This is a genomic window from Acinetobacter sp. ANC 4910 (assembly GCF_004331035.1).
Classification (GTDB): Bacteria; Pseudomonadota; Gammaproteobacteria; order Pseudomonadales; family Moraxellaceae; genus Acinetobacter.
Map to the genome: position 1 here is coordinate 41905 of NZ_SJNT01000024.1, position 20126 is coordinate 62030.

General features: G+C 41.5%; 15 protein-coding genes and 3 tRNA genes. 10 read left to right on the forward strand and 8 right to left on the reverse strand.

Annotation, left to right across the window (positions count from 1 at the left end):
* Positions 1-87: 87 nt before the first annotated feature.
* The 7 genes from E0H82_RS16590 (at position 88) to E0H82_RS16240 (ending at position 4286) form a co-directional block, all read left to right on the forward strand.
* Positions 88-240: a hypothetical protein gene (locus tag E0H82_RS16590; protein WP_165492976.1), complete on the forward strand. Its 153-nt coding sequence runs from the start codon at positions 88-90 to the stop codon at positions 238-240.
* A gap of 316 nt (positions 241-556) precedes the next feature.
* A tRNA-Glu gene (locus E0H82_RS16215) sits at positions 557-632 on the forward strand.
* A 108-nt stretch (positions 633-740) separates the two neighbouring features.
* A complete protein-coding gene (locus tag E0H82_RS16220; protein WP_131265739.1) occupies positions 741-2159 on the forward strand; it encodes an amino acid permease in 1419 nt (472 codons plus the stop codon).
* Positions 2160-2240: 81 nt separating this feature from the next.
* Positions 2241-3134, forward strand: a complete 894-nt coding sequence (locus E0H82_RS16225; protein WP_131265740.1) for a hypothetical protein — start codon at positions 2241-2243, stop codon at positions 3132-3134.
* Between the two features lie 126 nt (positions 3135-3260).
* Positions 3261-3336, forward strand: a tRNA-Glu gene (locus E0H82_RS16230).
* 42 nt (positions 3337-3378) lie between these two features.
* Positions 3379-3454 (forward strand) — tRNA-Glu (locus tag E0H82_RS16235).
* Positions 3455-3587: 133 nt separating this feature from the next.
* Positions 3588-4286, forward strand: coding sequence for a glutathione S-transferase family protein (locus tag E0H82_RS16240; RefSeq protein WP_131265741.1), 699 nt, complete (start codon positions 3588-3590; stop codon positions 4284-4286).
* Between the two features lie 2 nt (positions 4287-4288).
* Here E0H82_RS16240 and E0H82_RS16245 read toward each other — a convergent pair whose 3' ends face one another.
* The 6 genes from E0H82_RS16245 to E0H82_RS16270 form a co-directional block, all read right to left on the reverse strand.
* Positions 4289-5533: an NADH:flavin oxidoreductase/NADH oxidase family protein gene (locus tag E0H82_RS16245; protein WP_131265742.1), complete on the reverse strand. Its 1245-nt coding sequence runs from the start codon at positions 5531-5533 to the stop codon at positions 4289-4291.
* Between the two features lie 62 nt (positions 5534-5595).
* Complete coding sequence (locus tag E0H82_RS16250; RefSeq protein WP_131265743.1) at positions 5596-7224, reverse strand: dipeptide ABC transporter ATP-binding protein; 1629 nt, start codon at positions 7222-7224, stop codon at positions 5596-5598.
* The gene (locus E0H82_RS16255) at positions 7202-8212 is read right to left on the reverse strand and encodes an ABC transporter permease (RefSeq protein WP_131265744.1); all 1011 of its coding nucleotides are present in this window, start codon (positions 8210-8212) and stop codon (positions 7202-7204) included. The genes E0H82_RS16250 and E0H82_RS16255 overlap by 23 nt, the downstream gene beginning before the upstream one ends.
* Positions 8212-9276, reverse strand: a complete 1065-nt coding sequence (locus E0H82_RS16260) for a microcin C ABC transporter permease YejB (protein WP_131265745.1) — start codon at positions 9274-9276, stop codon at positions 8212-8214. Before E0H82_RS16260 ends, E0H82_RS16255 begins: the two co-directional genes overlap by 1 nt.
* Positions 9277-9353: 77 nt before the next feature.
* Complete coding sequence (locus tag E0H82_RS16265) at positions 9354-11168, reverse strand: extracellular solute-binding protein (protein WP_228258676.1); 1815 nt, start codon at positions 11166-11168, stop codon at positions 9354-9356.
* A 50-nt stretch (positions 11169-11218) separates the two neighbouring features.
* Positions 11219-14425 carry a LysM peptidoglycan-binding domain-containing protein gene (locus E0H82_RS16270; RefSeq protein WP_131265747.1) on the reverse strand — a complete coding sequence of 1069 codons (3207 nt, stop codon included), beginning with the start codon at positions 14423-14425 and terminating at the stop codon, positions 11219-11221.
* Positions 14426-14643: 218 nt separating this feature from the next.
* On the opposite strand from E0H82_RS16270, the gene dnaQ reads away from it, so the two are divergent.
* The 3 genes from dnaQ to nudC all read left to right on the forward strand — a co-directional run bounded on the left by dnaQ (position 14644) and on the right by nudC (position 18562).
* Positions 14644-16014, forward strand: coding sequence for a DNA polymerase III subunit epsilon (dnaQ, locus tag E0H82_RS16275; RefSeq protein ID WP_131265748.1), 1371 nt, complete (start codon positions 14644-14646; stop codon positions 16012-16014).
* A 125-nt stretch (positions 16015-16139) separates the two neighbouring features.
* A complete protein-coding gene (locus tag E0H82_RS16280) occupies positions 16140-17789 on the forward strand; it encodes a chemotaxis protein (RefSeq protein ID WP_131265749.1) in 1650 nt (549 codons plus the stop codon).
* Positions 17789-18562 carry an NAD(+) diphosphatase gene (gene nudC, locus E0H82_RS16285; protein ID WP_131265750.1) on the forward strand — a complete coding sequence of 258 codons (774 nt, stop codon included), beginning with the start codon at positions 17789-17791 and terminating at the stop codon, positions 18560-18562. The genes E0H82_RS16280 and nudC overlap by 1 nt, the downstream gene beginning before the upstream one ends.
* Here the strand turns inward: nudC and E0H82_RS16290 are convergent.
* Positions 18551-19435 (reverse strand): alpha/beta hydrolase, encoded by an 885-nt coding sequence (locus E0H82_RS16290; RefSeq protein ID WP_131265751.1) that lies wholly within the window; start codon positions 19433-19435, stop codon positions 18551-18553. The two genes, nudC and E0H82_RS16290, sit on opposite strands and share 12 nt — an antisense overlap.
* A complete protein-coding gene (locus E0H82_RS16295) occupies positions 19425-20120 on the reverse strand; it encodes a BON domain-containing protein (RefSeq protein ID WP_131265752.1) in 696 nt (231 codons plus the stop codon). The genes E0H82_RS16290 and E0H82_RS16295 overlap by 11 nt, the downstream gene beginning before the upstream one ends.
* Positions 20121-20126 lie beyond the last annotated feature (6 nt).

Here is a 20126-nt window from a genome sequence, read left to right on the forward strand (position 1 = left end):
CTCGCAAAACTTTTATTTTAAAATTTTCATCGCATTCTATTTTTAAGAATTGTTTATACTCTTGTGTTTATTTTTTACCATTAACTCATGTTAAAGAAAATATTACTGGTTTTACTCATTCTTGCACCTTCTGCTGTTTATCTCTATATTGCCAATAAACAGCAAGAACCTGCACCGCCCTCATCTAATGCGGCAAAGTCAGATAAAGCTCACACCCCATATCAAACACCTGAACATTAAATGTGCTTGGTGCTTTCATTTTTCTATGAATCCAAGCTATTGAAATTTCGGTTTTCTCGATATCAAATACATATAATCGAATTAAAACAACTCTCAGAGCCACATCAAACCCTCCAGGCTTAGGCCATCGGATGAATTAAGCTTGCCCTTACCAATAAAAGAAATAGAGATATCGAGTGGGTCGAAACGTAAAAAATTGCGTTATATCCTACAAGTAAGACATTTTTTACACAAACAAACCCTTATTTTTGAAATATTGTAATAACTTATTTGACAGTAAAGAAAAAAATACATAATATACGCATCACCTCGCAACGTCCCTATCGTCTAGAGGCCTAGGACATCGCCCTTTCACGGCGGTAACCGGGGTTCGAATCCCCGTAGGGACGCCATCTATCGTTTATACGATCATTCAAAACGCATAATTCATTATTATTCGATTGCAGATTTGTAGTTTTGCACTACAATAGCGCGCTTCATTATTCTATTTTCTCTCTCTTATGCAGTCATCTCAATCTCCGAATGATGCTATGCATCAGGGCAATTCTGCGCCTTTAAAACGCGCTATGAGTACTCGACATCTGGTTATGATTTCACTTGGTGGTGCAATCGGTACCGGTCTATTTTTAGGGTCGGGTGAAGTCATTGCACAAACGGGGCCTGTAGGTGCCATCATCGCTTATATTTTAGGTGGAATTATTGCCTATATGGTGATGCTATGTCTGGGAGAACTTGCGGTACATATGCCTGTATCGGGTTCTTTCGGTGCTTATGCACAAAAGTATATTGGTCCAGGGACAGGCTACACGATTACATGGCTATATTGGCTGACTTGGACGGCAACACTCGGCACTGAATTCACTGCTGCTGCGTTGCTTATGCAAGAATGGTTTCCCCATATATCTGTATGGATTTGGACGCTCATATTTGCCGCCATTATTTTTAGCTTAAACATGAGTTCAACTCGCCTGTTTGCTGAATCAGAGTTCTGGCTGTCTCTGGTCAAAGTCGTGACTGTTATTAGTTTTATTATTTTGGGTTTATTGGCCATTTTTGGTGTGCTGTCTTTCCAAGGTTATAGCTCTGCACCTCTATTTAGCAATTTGACCGCAGAAGGATGGTTTCCACAGGGCTTCTTCCCTATTTTTGCGACCATGCTGATTGTGAACTTTGCCTTTTCAGGCACAGAGTTAATTGGTGTTGCGGCAGGTGAAACTCAAGATCCAGCGAAAAATGTGCCTAAAGCAATTAATGCTGCTATTTGGCGTTTGCTCATCTTCTTTGTAGGCACAATTGTCGTGATCAGCGCCCTACTGCCACATGAAATGGCGGGCTTAGGTGGTAATGGCGTGAGCAGCAGCCCCTTTGTGACCGTGTTTAACTATATTGGGATTCCACATGCAGAAGACATCATCCGCTTTGTGATTATTACCGCACTTCTTTCAGCGGCAAATTCAGGCTTATATGCTGCTTCACGTATGATGTGGTCTTTATCTTACAAAAAGCAACTACCCGAAGTGTTCTCTAAGCTAAATCACAAAGGCATTCCTTTTGTTGCCATTATTGTCACCATGTTTGGTGCAATTCCGGGATTACTGTCTGAACAATTTGCGCCTGAAACCATTTTCAAAAACCTACTGGGTGTAGCTGCATTTACGATGGTCGTGGTGTGGATGAGTATCTGCTTAAGCCAGTTCAATTTCCGTCGCCAATGGTATAAGCAAGGCCATACTGCGAAAGAGTTAGGCTTTGCAGCACCACTATTTCCAATTGTGCCAATTTTAGGTTTTGTATTCTGTTTTATTACTGGCATCAGTATGGCAGCAGACCCTGAAATGATTGCAGGCTTTATTGGCTGTTTAATCTTTATTGCCTTGTGTTATCTAAGTTATTATATTTTTTATCGAAAGCAAAACTAACACATAAAAAGAGTGGTCAAGTACCACTCTTTTTTTTAAGCTAAATACAGATAATATCCTCTGTAAAAAGCCTGACCCTGTATGAAAATTATTTTTATTCATGGTATGAATCAACAAAATTATGATGAGAAAACATTAAAACAATACTGGTTAAATCTATTTAAAGCCGGCTTGAGCCATGCAGAGCAAAATATAGAACTTGAATCACTGGATATCAATCTCCCCTTTTATGGTGACTTACTGACCAAACACCAACTCAATAATAGTTTAGATTTAAATACACTGCTCCCTAAATCATTGTTGCATTTATATTTTCCGTTTCATCTTTGGCATAACACATCAATTGTTCCAGAGCATAGCCCATGTATCACTACCTTACCCTGTTTCAATCCAGAGCAATCTGAGTCACTTACCCAGCGTTTGGCTGTCATTTCAGCACTCACCAAAGACCATGCATTTAAAGAATTAATCATGTTCCTCAATCATTACCCCAAACTCCATGAAACACTCATGCATAAATTTCTCATCGAGACCTATTTATACTTATCCAATTCTAATTTTATGCATGAAGTTCACCACAGAATTATGTCGCATCTTCATCCAAGCAAAGATCATATTATTGTGGCGCATTCATTGGGTACAGTGATTGCCTATAACTTATTGCATCAATTTACCCATTTTAGGGTGCACCGTTTTATTACACTGGGTTCCCCGCTTGCATTTAAAGTCATTCAAGAAAAACTGACTTTACCGATTTCTCGACCACCTCAGCTACATGGCGATTGGTTTAATTTTTATTCCCCTGATGATTTCATGACCGCCTTCCCATTATCTAAACCACCTTTCAATTTTGAACCACCGATCATTAATCAAGCAATCACTACACTTGTGGATAAGCCTCATCAAATTACAGGTTATTTAGAACATCCAGCTGTTATCAAAAGCATTGTGGATGTATTAAAGCTCGAAAAATAAACGATCTAAATTATATTTCCACATTTTGTATTCTTTTTATTCACTCAATTCTTTTTTAATGATTATGCTCAAAAAAACGTTTGACACTCCCCTATATTCGCCCTAATATACGCCCACCTCTGAAACGTCCCTATCGTCTAGAGGCCTAGGACATCGCCCTTTCACGGCGGTAACCGGGGTTCGAATCCCCGTAGGGACGCCATTTAATTCATGGTTTAGCTTTCAGAAGTACCTGCCTCATTAAGTCCCTATCGTCTAGAGGCCTAGGACATCGCCCTTTCACGGCGGTAACCGGGGTTCGAATCCCCGTAGGGACGCCATATTCAGAGATGTTTATCTCTTAAAAAAAACCTGAGCAAAATGACTCAGGTTTTTTTATGTCTATATTTTGAGTTATGCTCTCTTTCAGCAACATAAAAACTATATTGAATAAAAGGCAACTGAAACAACAAAATGCAGATTCAACTTTACCATAAGCCCAATTCACGCTCACAACGTATTGTCTGGCTTTTCGAAGAACTCGATCTCGATTATGACATTTTGGTTTTCGACACACTAAACGATGCCAATACGCGTCAATTACAACAAGCACACCCTTTGGCAAAATTTCCAACAGTCAAAATAACAGAACTTGAGCACACTTTTTTCTTATCTGAAACCAGTGCCATTGCTGAATGGTTCAGTGCTCGCCAACAATGTTTAGGTGCAATCAATTTAGACGGTTCTGCCTTAGTGGATTACTACTATTGGAAAAACTTCGCTGAAGCCACATTTATGCCAAATTTGGCGTTAAAACAGATCTTTTCCCAATTGGCGATCAAAACACCTTGGCTTATCCGTTTTATTCCACGAGCCATTCAATATGGATTTAACCAAGGCTATTTAAATCCCCTACTGCAACAACAAATGCAAATGATCAATCAGCATCTCACCACACAACCGTGGGTGGCAGGCTCCCAATTGACTATTGCAGATATCTTGCTCTGGTTTCCATTACACGCCTGCACCCATCTAAATGACCGTTATATGCACTACCCAGCGATCAATACCTATTTACAACAGATTGAAGACAGACCCGCCTTTCAACGCGCTTTGTCAAAAGGTCAATGGTCTGCCTCAATCTTCAAACAGTATTGGGTCGAAGCCAACTAATATTATGCGCTTTTACGGGAGTTGATTTGCCCTTGAATCACGGCTTTTAAATTCCCCTTCACATAATGGAAGAACACTTTAAGCGGAGAAAGTTTCGGATTTGGCTGTTTACCCTGTGCAATGGTCTTAAATTGAGCGGCATACCAAATAATTTCCATAATGGCCATTTTATCCACCATTGGAATACCTGTTTTAATTTTATCCACTGCATAACGAACATCTTGCCCAGCCAATAAACGTTCGGTCAAATCAGTTTCTACGGCAAATGGGCGCGCAATTCCAATAAAATCACAGGCACCACTGTCAAGTGCAGCATTCATGCCTTGCGCTGTACGGAAGCCACCTGTCACCATCAAGTGACAACTGACTTGTTGACGAATTTTTTCAGCAAAGTCGAGGAAATAGGCTTCGCGAGCGATGGTGCTGGCTTTACGTTTATCTTCTTTTGCTCCTGCCATAGCAGGTGCTTCATAGGTACCACCCGAAATTTCAATCAGGTCAATCCCTGCTGCATCAATCGCTTTAAACACAGCAATCACATCTTCTTCAGTGATCCCCCCACGTTGGAAATCGGCAGAATTCAGTTTAACCGAAATAATAAAGTTATCTGATGTCGCTGCGCGAACAGCTTGGTAAATTTCCAACAAAAAGCGCATACGATTTTCAATACTACCGCCCCATTGATCTTGACGTTTATTGGTCAATGGCGAGAGAAACTGACTAATCAAATAACCATGTGCACCATGTAATTGAACGCCTTCAAATCCTGCTTTTTCACAAATCTGTGCTGAACGAGCAAAGCGTTGAATAATGTCTAAAATTTCATCTTCACGAAGTTCACGTGGTGTACCAAAAGTGGTGGCAAGCATCGGGCTAAACGCTACTGCCGAAGGTGCTACGGTTTCTTTATTTAGACCTTTCGGGCATTGTCGTCCTGGATGTGACAATTGAACCAACTGTACCATCCCATATTGCTTACCCAAAGCCGCCCACTGACTCAGTTCAGCTATGTCACGTTCAGATTCTACGACCACGACCCCAGGTTCATTTTTGGCACGAAAATCTACCATCACATTACCCGTAATGGCGCAGCCCAAGCCACCTTTTGCCCAAGCTTCATATAAACCTAAATGTAATTGATTCGGTTGCCCTGCATGGTTGGCTAAAGCCTCACTCATTGCCCCTTTAATGATACGGTTCTTAAAAGTGGTATTTCGGATTTGCAAAGGCGCTGCAATGTGACTCATGTGAACTTCCTCATTATTTTATTTAGATGTTTTACTCTAATCGGTTTGCCAATGAGGTCAAGTCATTTCTGACAATTTATTTTGTCAACTTTGTCAATTGAATGATATTGACTGGCTTGGATCAATTGCTGAGTATACAAGTGCAAGGGATGAGCAAACAGTGCTTCCGTGGTCTGCATTTCTATCACTTGCGACGCGCGTAATACCAAAACTTTTTGACTGATCGCACGCACTACATGTAGGTCATGGCTAATCAACAAATAACTCAGTTGATACTGCTGCTGTAAGCGTCGCAATAGCTGTACAATAGCCCGTTGTGTCGTACGGTCTAAAGAAGATGTCGGTTCATCCAAGATAATCAACTGCGGCTGTAACACCAGTGCGCGAGCCAAAGCAACCCGTTGGCGCTGACCGCCTGATAGTTCATGTGGATAACGATGCTTGAAACTGTCATCTAACTCGACATCCAATAAAGCCTGATGCACTTTCGCTTCAATATGATTTTCATGTTGATGACTAAGCGTCAATCCTTCAGCAATAATCTGTTGCACAGTTAAACGTGGGTTTAAGCTGCTAAAAGGATCTTGAAAAACAATCTGGAAATTGGCACGAAGCGGACGTAATTGTTTTTGATTCAAGGTATTTAAATTCTGCTGCTGAAACAGGATCTGTCCTTGACTCTGAACCAAACGCACAATAGCTAAGGCCAAAGAACTTTTACCCGACCCACTTTCCCCCACAATACCAATACATTCCCCCTGCATTAACGCTAGATGAGGAATTTCAACCGCAATCTGTTGCCCCATCACGCGATTTAGCCAACCTTGTTTAATTGGATACTGCACCAATAACTGTTCTAGTTGCAGGACTGTTGGAGTCACGGAAGGTGCGAGTGCTTCACCAAAATTATGGTTCATCAATTCATGGGTATAATCCGTTGCAGGATGTTGAAATACCTGCTCGGTAGTACCCTGTTGCTCGACACGCCCTTGATTCATCACAATCACATCATCCGCATATTGGCGAACCAAATTCAAATCATGGCTAATCAAAATCAGTGACATCTTACGCTGCTGTTGCAGCGTCTTAATTAAATCTAGAATCTGTACTTGCAGGGTCACATCCAAAGCAGTTGTCGGTTCATCTGCAATTAAAATTTCAGGGTCTAATGCTAAGGCAGCAGCAATCATTACCCGCTGTCGCTGACCACCCGAAAGCTGATGCGGATAACGCTTCAGAAGGGCTTCTGTTTGAGTTAATCCAACATCCTGTAATAACTGCATCACCTGCTGACGGACAGACTGCTTGGACAAGCCTTGTAAAATTAAGGCTTCCCCAACAATTTTTTCAACCTGATGTAATGGATTCAATGCTGCCATTGGGTCTTGGAAAATTAGGGCAATTTTATGACCCCGAATAGACTGAAATTGCGGTGCAGAAAGTTTGAGTAAATCAATATCAGCATAATCTACCCTGCCTGATCTGAGCAAACTTGGGGGCAATAAACCTAACAGTGCCAAACAACTGATCGTTTTACCCGAACCACTTTCCCCCACCAAAGCCAATGTTTTACCCCGATGCAGTTGAAAGGATAAATTGTCCAGTAATGTCGTTTGTTCGTGTTGAATATGCAATTTCTGAACATCTAGAATCACACTTGCTGCATGATTATTGTCGTGGATCGAATGCATCTCGCGCCGCCTCCCCAATATAAATCAAGAGTGACAAGACTATAGCGAGAGTAAAAAAACCGGATAAAGCCAACCACGGCGCATTTAAGTTATTTTTACCTTGTAGCAAAATTTCCCCCAAGGAGGCCGTATCAGCAGGCAATCCAAGCCCCAAAAAGTCTAATGCGGCTAAAGCAGTAATATTGGCAGTGAGCATAAAAGGGAGCTGTGACAAACTCGAACTAATCACGTTGAGTAAAATATGTCGAACAATAATACGTGTGTCCGCAACACCCAAAGCACGGGCGGCTCGAACATAATCTAAATTGCGCGCACGTAAAAACTCCGTCCGAACCAAATTTACCAATGTGGTCCAACCAAAGAACAACATGATGAGAAATAGCCAATACACACTTGGGGTAAAAATACTGACTAAAATCATGACCATAAATAGCATGGGTAAACCACCCCACACTTCTAATAACCGCTGACCGATTAAATCGATCCAACCGCCATAGTAGCCTTGTATTGCGCCAATAAAGATACCAATCACTGCCGAAAATAGCGTTAAAGCAAAACCAAACAATAGCGAAACACGTAAGGCGTACAAAATTCTGGCGAGGACATCTCTGCCTTGATCATCCGTCCCTAACCAATTTTGCGTTGTCGGTTTTGATGGAACAGGGACAGCTAAATCTAAATTTGGCGTTTGTGCCGCGTACCGAATCACAGGCCATACCGCCCAGCCCTGATCAGCAATCAATTGCTCTACTACAGGATCTTTATAATCGGCTTCTGTTTCAAATACCCCGCCAAAAGTGGTTTCGGGGTAGCTCTTAAATACAGGAAAATAAAAAGACTGCTGATATTTGACCAATAAGGGTTTTTCATTGGCAATTAAGTCCGCAGCTAATGACACCGCAAAAATCAGGCTAAATAAAATAAAGCAAACAAACCCCAAACGGTTTTGTCTAAAACGCTGTAGACGTGTTTGAATCATGGGAGACATTAGTGTTTCCCTCGTGATTCAAAATCAATTCGTGGGTCAACCCATTGATAGAGCACATCGCAAATTAAACGCAGAATTAAGCCCAATAAGGTAAAGATAAATAACGTGCCGAAGATGACAGGATAATCGCGCTGAATAATGGCTTCAAATCCCAACAATCCTAAGCCATCAAGGTTAAATACAATCTCAATAAATAAATTGCCAACAAAGAAAATACTGACCAATGCTTCGGGTAAACCCGCCATAATCACCAATACAGCATTTCGAAATATATGCCCATACTGAACACGAGATTCACTCAGTCCTTTGGCACGAGCTGCCCAAACATAAGGTTTGTTTAGTTCTTCCAAAAAAGAATATTTGGTCAAATAAGCCAAACTGGCAAAACCGCCCAAAACCATCGCCAATAAAGGCAGGCTTAAATGCCAGAAATAGTCTTGAATTTTGCCCAGCAAACTCAATTGTTGAAAATTATCCGAGACCAAACCTTGCAATGGGAACCATTGAAAATAGCTACCACCAGCAAAGAATACAATCAACAAAATAGCAAAAACAAAAGCAGGAACAGCATAGCCAACGGCTAAAATAAGAGAAGTGGTTTTATCAAACCATAAACCATGTTGCTTGGCTTTTTTAATTCCTAAGGGAATCGCAATAGAATAAATCAGCAAACTGCTCCACAGCCCGAGTGAAACAGAGACGGGCATTTTTTCCCAAATTAATTGCGTCACTGGTTTATCTTTAAAAAAACTGACACCAAAATCAAAGCTCAGGTAGTTTTTAAGCATCACGCCAAAACGTATATACGCAGGCTGATCAAAACCATACTGGGCCTCAATCTGGCGAAGCATCTCGTGACTCAGACCTTTCGCACCTTGATAATTACTGTTTTCTGTAGAGATACCTGCTTTTGCGGCTTGCAAGCGCTGAAAAGACTCTGCTTGCTGAATGGCGCGCTCTACAGGTCCACCTGGGGCAATCTGAATCACGGCAAAATTAATGCACAGAATAAAAAATAAGGTTGGAATGATCAGGAATAACCTTTTTAGAATATACGTACCCAATTGCTTATCCTTATCTTCAGCATTATTTATCCCCCAAATCTGGCTGCATCACTCAAAATGGAGATGCCCTCTCGTCGTTATTTACCGAGATATTGACTGACCTTTTTGGCTTGTGTGGGGTCACTCCACCAATAATCTAAACCCAAAGATAGTTTTGGTTTAACTTTCGGCTGTTGATACATATTCCAATAGGCATACCAATTGTCATTTTTACCATAGGTTAGGATTTGATAGTAACCTGCACGCAATAACCGATCCAACACTCGGGTGCGTAAAATTAGTTGCTCTCGATTCGGTGCTTGAATCACTTGTTGCACAGCAGCATCGATGGCAGCATTTTGAATGCCTGCATAATTATAGTTACCAAACTCACGTGCAGCACTACTGCTCCACATTTGTGCTTGCTCGCTACCAGGTGAAAGCGATTGTGGCATTTCCAAAGTGGTTACATCAAATTCGTAACGACGCATCCGCTCCATATATTGCGAGACATCAACCTGACGCAGCTTCACATTGATACCTAATTTTTTTAGGTTTCGAATCCACGGCATAATTGTACGCTGTGCACCTTCTTGATAGAGCAAAACTTCAAACTGGATCGCCCGTCCATTTTTACCATACAACTGCCCTTGTCGATATTGATAACCCGCCTTCAGCAAAATAGTACGTGCTTGGAGTAAATTCAGGCGATTGAATCCACCCGCATCCGATTTAGGATACTGCCAATTGGAGAGTACACCTTGTCGTTGCACAGGATGTAACTTGGGTAAATAAGGTTGTAATAATTTTAATTCAGCAGCACTCGGTTGTCCCATTGCTGCCAACTCGCTGTTCTGAAAATGGCTTTGCAAACGCTGATACTGTCCATAGAACAAAGCTTTATTCAGCCATTCAAAATCGTAGGCATAACTGAGTGCCTGACGAAAATAAATGTCGTTAAATGGCGCTTTCCGCGTATTCAATACCAAGCTTTGATTGACTACAGGTCGTGCCAAACGCTGGCTATATTGCTTGACCAACCCTGCTTTTACTGCAGGGAATTGATAGCCTGTAACCCATGTCTTGGTTTTCTTTTCTTCGTGTAAAGTATATTGACCCGACTTAAACCCTTCAAAGGCGATATCATTATTGCGGTAATAGACATATCGCAGCCGATCAAAATTATAACGCCCACGATTGACCATTAAATCTTTTGCCCAATAATTCGGATTGCGCTTATAGGTAATACTGCGCCCTGCATCAATGCGCTCAATTAAATAAGGGCCAGAACCTAAAATCGGCTGTAGCGTAATTCGGGTGAAATCTCTATTTTTCCAGTCTTGCTTGGAGTAAATAGGGAGACTTGCCACAATCAGCGGCATTTCCTTACTTTTACTGGATTTAAAACTAAATTTAACTTGTGATTTGGACAGTACTTCTGTTTTCGCCAAATTGGACAAATACATCTGCAAACCTAAGTTGGCTTTGCTTTGATAAGTATCAAAACTGAATTTAACATCTTCTGCTGTCACAGGCATTCGATTGCTAAAACGCGCCTGAGGATTCAAATGAAAAATAATAAATTGCGGATTTACAGGATCAAATGTGACTTGATCTGCCAATAACGGATACATCACCCCAGATTCATCTAAAGAATTATCCATTAAGGTATCAAATAGATAATTTACGCCCTCTGTTGCACTGCCTTTGCCATTCATACTGTTGAGATTATCAAAAGTACCATTTGCCGCAGTACTGATATATCCCCCTTTGGGTGCCTGTGGGTTGGCATAAGGCATTGCCTTGAGCTTGGTATATTTAGGCTGACCATGTACAGCAATATACGGTGTGGTCTGCAAAGCTGACCACACTTGCTGCGTCACCATACCACTGCTTAAACATAGCAATAGCATGGCAACTTTTTGGCTCGTTAAACGAACTACCGACATCTTAGATTGACGAATTAAAGATTCGGGACTTTAATCACATCACCAATTTTTAACTGTGCGGATGGCTTCAAATCATTCATTTCAGCCAAAGCACTCGCCTCAACACCATAACGTGCAGCCAAGCGAATCAGATTATCACCTGATTTCACTTTATATTCTTTCACCGTTTTAGGAATTAGAATGGTTTGACCGACCTGTAAACCAGTACGCGAACTCATATCGTTTAGACTTGCCAATTCAGCAACTGAAATACCCGTACGACTCGCAATTGAATTTAATGATTCACCCGATTTTACTGTATATTTTTCAGTATCTTTACTGCTTGCACTGCTCTTTTTCACAGTTGCATCAGCTTTGGTCGTGGTCTTGCTTGGCAAATCACCTTCAACTTTTAAACGCTGCCCAATACGAACCGAAGCATTAGTTGATAAATCATTCAACGTTGCCAAATAACTCAACTGCAAATGATATTTCTTGGCAATACTGCCTAAGGTCTCACCCGATTTCACTACATGCGTGTCTTTTGTAGTAACCGAACTCTCACTTGGCTGTTCAATCTCAGGAACTTCCCCTGTGAGTTTTAATCGCTGCCCAACACGAACATTGGCATGACGACCAATTCCATTTAAGTTCGCTAAATTCTCTTGGCTTAAATTATATTTACTGGCAATGGCAGACAAACTATCGCCAGATTGCACCACATAGCTTTCAGGCACTGTAGAACCTGCTGGCACTTTGATGGTTTGTCCAACATAAACACCACTGCTGGCCGAAATTTTATTTAGTTCAGCCAAATCACTCAGTGACATTTTAGACTGTGATGCAATGCTATATAGCGTATCGCCACGCTGAACTTTATACGTTTCAGTTTTAATATTGATATCAATATTTGGACTGTCCACTTTTGCCGTGGCATGTTTTTCCGATGTCGATGCTTCCTGATTAACAGTATTGATTGGAACATTAATTTTTTGTCCAACCATCAAATTACTACCTGCATTTAAGCCCGATGTTAATTCTGCCAACTCTTGGTTAGATAATGCATAGCGGTCAGCAATCAGCTTTAAATACTCACCGCGTTTCACCACGTAGGATTTGGTTTTAATGCTGCTCTTTGCCACGGCTTTTTCAGTCGATTTCTTCGCCGTACTTGAACTGTTGTCTTTTAAAGACAACTTCTGACCCACAAATAAACCGCTAGTTACAGTTAAATCGTTAAAGTCCGCCAACTGTTTCACCGATAAACCGAATTGATTCGCCACACTGGTCAAATTGTCATTGGCTTGCACCACATAACTGTCGGGTTTGCTATTGGCACTATTAGCAGGACGATCTTGCACAACGGGTTTAGCATCGTATAAATAAATACTGGTGCCCACAAATAACATTGCATTCGGATCAATCTGATTCCATTTGGCAATATCACGCCAGTTCACGCCATTTTTCATTGCGATCGTTGCCAAGGTATCACCTGGCAGAACTGTATAAGTGGTACGTTTACCTTTAGGCGGCACCACCACCACTTCAGAAGCGGTTTTCACATAGTTCTTATCTTTATTCAGTTGGGCTTCTTCTGAGTCCAACTTGGTATTATCCGTTACTGATTTTGGATAAGCAAAGCCTTTGGTTAACTCTTTACCTTGTTGCTCTGCTACAGATTGGCTAGTCTGAATCGCTGTCAGTTTAATCTTGCCATCATAAGGATCAACAATTTCTGTGCCTTGCGGTGCAATCTGTTTGATCTCTGCAACCACTTGTTCTTGTTCAGCCTTAGTTGCCACAGGTTGTAAGACCTGATCCACTGTTTTGGTTGCATCTTCCGCTTGAACCACGGCCATAATCTGCTCACGTTCCACTGCAGAAATTGGTGGTTCCACACTCACTGGTTTCACATCTTTGGCAGGTGTAACTGCAACAGGAATACGTGGTGCGCTCGGAACAACTGTATTCGAAGCAAAAGCCGCTAAAGCATCCGCACCGCGTGGTGTAGTGGATAAAGGACGGCCTGTATTGGTCGTCACTGTAGTGGTCGTTTTCGAACTTGTTGTTTTCGTGGTGTTGCTGGCAAGCAAAGTCGGTGGTGTAGCTTTACTTGGCGTAATGACTGTCGCAGTCGAACTATTGTTCGTAATAGGTACAGCACTTGCCCATAAACCGCCCGAGCTTGATTGTAATTTAGATAATTTTGCATCAATCGATGGACTAATATCCGCAGGGATCAAAATACGCATTGGGCTGCTACTATCAATCTGATCACCACGATGCCCTGGATTGAGCGCATACAATTCGGCCCGGCTTAAACCCGTAATCGCAGCAACATCATTTAAGTTTGCTGGCCCTACACTAATTTCTCTAAAGTGTGGTCGGTTGGCAATCGGGGGTAATGTCACACCATAAGCGTTCGGATTCTTAATAATCTGCGCCACTGCCAAGAAACGTGGCACATAATTCATGGTTTCTTGCGGTAACCGTAAAGACCAATAATCGGTAGGTAAACCCGCCTCACGGTTACGGTTAATCGCTTGCTGAATTCGACCTGGACCTGCGTTGTACGCAGCCAAAGCCAACTCCCAAGAACCAAACTGGTTATACAGACTACCTAAAAATTCATAAGCTGCACGGGTAGATTCGACCACATCACGACGACCATCATACATACCCGACTGTTTAAGCCCGTAAATACGTCCCGTACTTGGAATAAACTGCCAAAGTCCTGCTGCCGCTGCACTACTGGTTGCAGCAGGGTCATAAGAACTTTCAATAATCGGCAATAACGCAAGTTCAGTTGGTAAACCACGACGCTCGGCTTCTTTTACAGTATGGTAAAGATAACGTGATGCACGTGCGCTTAAACGCTCAATATAGGGTTGTCGAGAGACGAACCAATTGCGCTGTGCTTCAATACGCGAATCCCAATGATTGAGATCCATTTTAAAACCGACGGTCATGCGCTTCCACACATCACCATGTTTTAAAATAAGCAGACGATCCCCTTCTACGGCACGCATATCGGTGGCAGATAAAAGATCTTCCAAAGAATCTAAACTATTTGCATCTAAATAATTCGAGCCAACCTGTTTTGATGCAGCAGCCTTGGTTGCACTCTGGCTCGATGCACAACCTGTGGTTAATCCTAATGCAGCAAGTGCAGAGCCCAATACAGTAATCTTAAATAATGTCGGAACCGAGGGCTGCCACAAGAACGTGGTTGGTTTATACATAAAAAAATCCAAACAACTCGTATAAAATTTATTTTTAGCACTGCCATTGTAGTGAAGCACGGCAGAGACTCAAGGCAATAATTTAGCGCGATTCCATGATAAATGTTACAAGAAATTAAAATTTAACCATGTAATACACTCCCAAAGCACAAATGCGTTATACAATACGAGATTAGATTCGCTTCTGTTAACTTTCTTTGCTGGCTGGATGACCCTTTATGTCTGAAACAATTACGCTCTATGTCGATGGCGCTTGTCGTGGAAATGGTAAGGATGGCGCACTCGGAGGTTGGGGAGCTTATATCGTTACAGCAACCGAAGAACGCAAAATTTTTGGTGGAGAAACACATACTACCAACAACCGCATGGAATTGACCGCAGCAATTGAAGGCGTGCTCGCTTGTCCCAAATCTGCCAAGTTAATTATCTGGACTGACTCCAACTATGTCAAACAAGGCATAACTGAATGGATTCATGGTTGGAAAAAGAAAAACTGGAAAGATGTTAAAAATCCCGATTTATGGCAAAAGTTGGATAGCGTTTGCCAAGGTCGAGACATCGAATGGAACTGGATTAAAGGTCATGCAGGTCACCCAGGTAATGAAATGGCAGACCAATTAGCGAATTTAGGCGCTGACCAAACCGCAAAAAATTTAACAGCAGCACTAGAAAACAACATTGAAGATAAAAAAAAAGCTGAATCCGACTGGCTTTTTGACGACCCTTTCGGACTAGATTTTGCTGGAGAAGAAGCTGAGCCTGTGGAACCTGACTATATTGAAGATGAAGTCGCTGAATCCAGCATTCCTGTAGAAACACTTCAAGATTCACAAAAACAAACTACAACAACGCATCCGCATATTGTGATTACGCCTGCAACCGTTGAAGCCATTGGTCCTCGTCAGTTAATTCTGGATACCGAAACCACAGGTTTCTATTTTCAGGACAGCGATCGTATTATTGAAGTCGGCGCGATTGAAATGATCAATCGCAAACTCACAGGCAGCTCCATCCATATTTATATCAATCCTGAAAAGGAAGTCGGCGACTCAGTCAATGTCCACGGCATTACCGATGAGTTTTTAACAGACAAACCCAAATATGCAGAAATTGCAGATGTTTTGTTTGACTACTTAAAAGGCGCCGAGATTATTGCACATAACGCGACCTTCGATATGAACTTCTTAAATATGGAGTTTAAACGTACAGGTCATGGAGCACTCTCTGAAGTCTGTGAAGTCACAGATACTTTAGCGATGGCAAAAAGCAAACATCCTGGACAAAAGAACTCCTTGGATGCCTTGGTACGACGCTACGAAATCGCACAACGCGACCGTACTTTCCATGGTGCATTGCTCGATGCTGAAATTTTAGCAGACGTCTATTTGGCGATGACGGGCGGACAAGTTTCGTTTGATATCGATGCGCTATCGCAAAGTGAACAACAACAAGGTGCAAGTGGACGACGTCAAGTTGATGAAACGGGCTTAGCCGTCATCTTACCTTCCGAAGAAGAATTGGCCGCACATGAGACTTGGGTCAAACAAATTGAGGAAAAACAGGGCAAATCTTGCTTTTTTTCAAAATAATTTCAACAGATTCTGTTATTTTTTGTATTTAAACTTTGGGGACATCAGTTATAGTTAAATACAAGAAATAACGCTTTAACTCAGCCAAACATAAACAGATAATACACTAGGAAAGGTGCAGATAAATGTCTTACCAAACCTCTATTCATTTTGATCCTACGGCCTTACTGATAATAAAAAATGAGGTTGATAACTCGATCAAGTTAGTTGAGTCTGCCGTCAGTACCTTAGCAGAGGATCATACTCTACCGTTTGGTATTGATGATGCGCTGAATCAATTTGAACAATGTGCTCAAGTTTTAGTCTTAATTGATATGCCAAACTTAGGACAAATTGCTCAATACGCTGCGGAACTCATGCGTAAAATCATGGCGAATCCTGAAAATATCAACACACAGGACGTGATCGCGCTCAGTGAAGGCACGACCATGCTAAAACGCTATATTGAGTTTATCTGCCTGCGTGAAGTCAAAATTCCTCAATTTCTACTCGATACTTTAAATCGCTTAGAACTTGCTCTGGGTAAACCGCTAACGCATGAAGGTCAGCATCTTGAATCATTGCTGAACTGTATAGAGCCTAACTTCCAGTTACCTCATATTCCAACCCTAGAAAAATCAGAATATGTGCACCGCTTATATAAACTTGCCTTGAACAAATTGCTCCAGCAGCAAGAAACAGAGCTCGATTTGCAAGCAATTCGTATTGTAGGCACCTATTTAGCAGGTTTAGCCAACCAATTACCAAGTCAACAATACTGGGGACTGGTGCATGTGGCATTTAATCAAATTGACAATCTGCTGTTCACAGATGCGCGTTTACGTAGTCTGATTGATATTGAACGCAATATGGCAGCTTTTTTCCAAGCACCGGAAAACTTCAATGCGAGTCTGAAAGATTTATCGAATATTCTTAGTTTATGTATTAGCCAAGAAGATGACTCGGCTCAAAGCATTCGTGACCAACTGAATATTGGTGAAGACGCCTTAACAGACACCCAACTCCAAGTGTTTAGCCGTCATCTTTATGGTCCAGATTTCAACACCATGCACACCATTAGCGAACTTGTAACCAGTGAAATGGCGCAAATCCGCAATGAGATTGAATATAACTACCAAACCATGTCGCCTGAGAAAACGCAAGAATTACAGGCAAAAATTAAGGAATTGGCCAATATATTCAAAGTCTTGAATTTGAATGAAGCATATCAAGACTTATCACGTCAGGTTGAAGCACTGAATCAAGGTGATGTGTTAAAAGACGAAAACTTTGCTCAACAATTAATGAAAAGCATTTTATCTGCTATGAATTCAATTGGGGTATTAGAACGTCACCATACTTCAAATCGCTTACAACATCGTGTAAATAACTTGAATGTTTCTCTAGATCGTCTAGATGAAGCCCATGATGCTTTACTGAATGAAACCAAAATATTGGTTGATCATGCTGCTGCTGCATTAATTCAGTATCTTCAAGATCAATTCTTGGGTGCCTTAGGTAATTTATCTACACAACTCAGTGAAATCAGCGGTGCTTTACTCTTCCTTAATGCCAATGAAGGTCAGCAAGCATTAAAAAATGCTGCGCAATTTGTGCAACAAAAAATTGAAGCTTCAAGCAGTATTTCTGAACAAGAAATCAACTACATTTTAGATACTCTCGCGAGTGCCGAAATGATGATTGATAATTTGAAGAACAAACAGCCTGTATTGCATTCAATGTTTGATGTAGCATTGAACAGCAGTCAAAAACTTAATGCCGAAGTAGTCGCCTAATGTCAGAATTATCACTTGCCTATATTTTTCATCAACAACAACTATTGGTTGATGAACATCTGCAACTACCTAAAGTTGAGCGCTTGGCAAGTGATCTGCACTTACACACGGGCAATACTGTGATTGCCCGTGATCTACAAGCCCATGAAAGCATTCCGAGTGGACTACAATTGGTGCCCATTCGACAACTGTTGACTCAATGGACCACCAAGCAGTTTGAACAGGCCAGTCGTGCCATGCAGCTATTAGAATGGCGTCGCAACCATAAGTTCTGTAGTCATTGCGGACATGAAACACAAGTTCATGCAACTGAATATGCCATGATCTGTCCTGCTTGCCATTATCATCAATATCCACGGGTACAACCTTGTGTTATTACGGTAATTACACGAGGAAAAGATGAAATTCTTTTGGCGAAAAATGCCCAAAATACCAACAACATGTATGGTCTAATTGCAGGTTTTGTTGAAGTCGGTGAAACCCTAGAAGATGCGGTCCGTCGTGAAACTGAAGAAGAAGTCGGCTTAAAACTCAAAGATATTCAATATTTAGCGAGCCAGCCATGGCCCTTCCCAAGTAATTTAATGATTGCCTTTCGTGCTGAATATGCAGCAGGCGATATTCAATTACAAGAAGAAGAAATCAGTGATGCACAATTTTTCAAATTTGACCAACTCCCTCAGATTCCCTTCAAAGGAAGTATTGCACATGCCATGATTATGCATGTGACGCAAGGACATCCAGTGGCCGATGACACCCATCTATGGCTTTAAGGCTTCCTCAAGAGAAATCAAAATCTGCTCTTTGGTTTCAAAATAACGGTTGAATAAACTGGATACCGATCCCATCACAGTAATGTGACCTGTGCGTGGAATCACAATCATTTTACTGTGATTGCCTTTTTCTTTTAGTACTCGGTCAAAATCTTCAGTATTGTTGTGTCCCACAATATGGTCATTTTCTGCCATCAGCAAATAATGCTTAATGCTATTCGATGCCACAAAATAATATGGCATGACCTGCTGAAAAGGAACACTTTGATCAAATGCCTCGGCACACAGCGGATCACCCTTATAATCAAAATGATACGGACCTGCAACCCCAATAATGGCACGGATTTGCACACGACATTGCAATTCATACTGCTGCGGATGATACACCGCCGACATGACATTAAATGCCCCTGCCGAATGTCCCATAAGTACAACATTGTCGGTGCGAATAGCCAGCTTTTGCTGATGCAGACTCAAAAAGTTGAGTGCAAGGGTTAAATCGTCTACATAGCTCGGAAAAATGTACTGTGGTGCAAGATGATAGTTAATGACTGCCACGTCGTAACCTTCACGAGCAAAAGCCTCCCCCACAAAGCGGTAAGAACTTTTATCACCATGCGTCCAAGCACCGCCATGCACAAAGATAATTAAAGGTTGATTCAACTGTGGTTTATGCGTTTTGAATAAATCGAGACGATGACGTGCCTTTAAACCATACGCAATATTTTCATGCAGCGTATATCCCTCACGCGGTGTGAGTTGATTTAATGCATAACTGCCAACATCGTAGATGCGAAAGTCTCGAAGAAAGTCTTTCGCATTACCTACGGTGTCATTTAATTGTTTAATCCAATATTCGGATTTATTGAACATTCGTCGGTTCTACCTGATCTGGGTCAATAGCTACAGGCGTTTGAACTTCAGGCTGCACATTGCTTGCGACTGGGCTTACAAAACTAGAATTTATCGACTTCTGTCCTTGATCGACATTATCAACCAATGTCACGATTTTAGTTACATTACCCACTTGCTGTAACACGTTGTTTAAATCATTGATTTCAGCATTATTCAAACGCCCCATCACGTACAACACACCATCCTCTGTATGTACACGGACTTTACTGTCAGAAACCACTGCTGCTTTCATAATCAAGCCACGAGTATTTGCTGTTGCAGAAGCATCCTGCATAATGGTGTTATATCCAATTTTATCACCCACGGTAATAAAATTATGCACATTTTTTACGTCACTCATCGCACGGACATTATCTTCAGCCAGTTGTTTTAAATACTGATCTGGGACTTGCCCTGTCAATAAAACATTACCATAAAAACTTTCAATATTGATGCGCGACTGTTTAAAACGAGAATCTAATTTATATAAATTAATGTTCGCTGTACGTTCAATGGAGGAATCAATAAATACCTGACCAAGTGAGCGTACCCCACTTTCAGTTCCAACGGGTGCAGTCCCTGTACCACCCGAAATAAAACTCGCACAGCCTGATAAACTTAGACCTGCGACACAAAGCACTGTCATTGCAATACGATTCAACACTCAGCA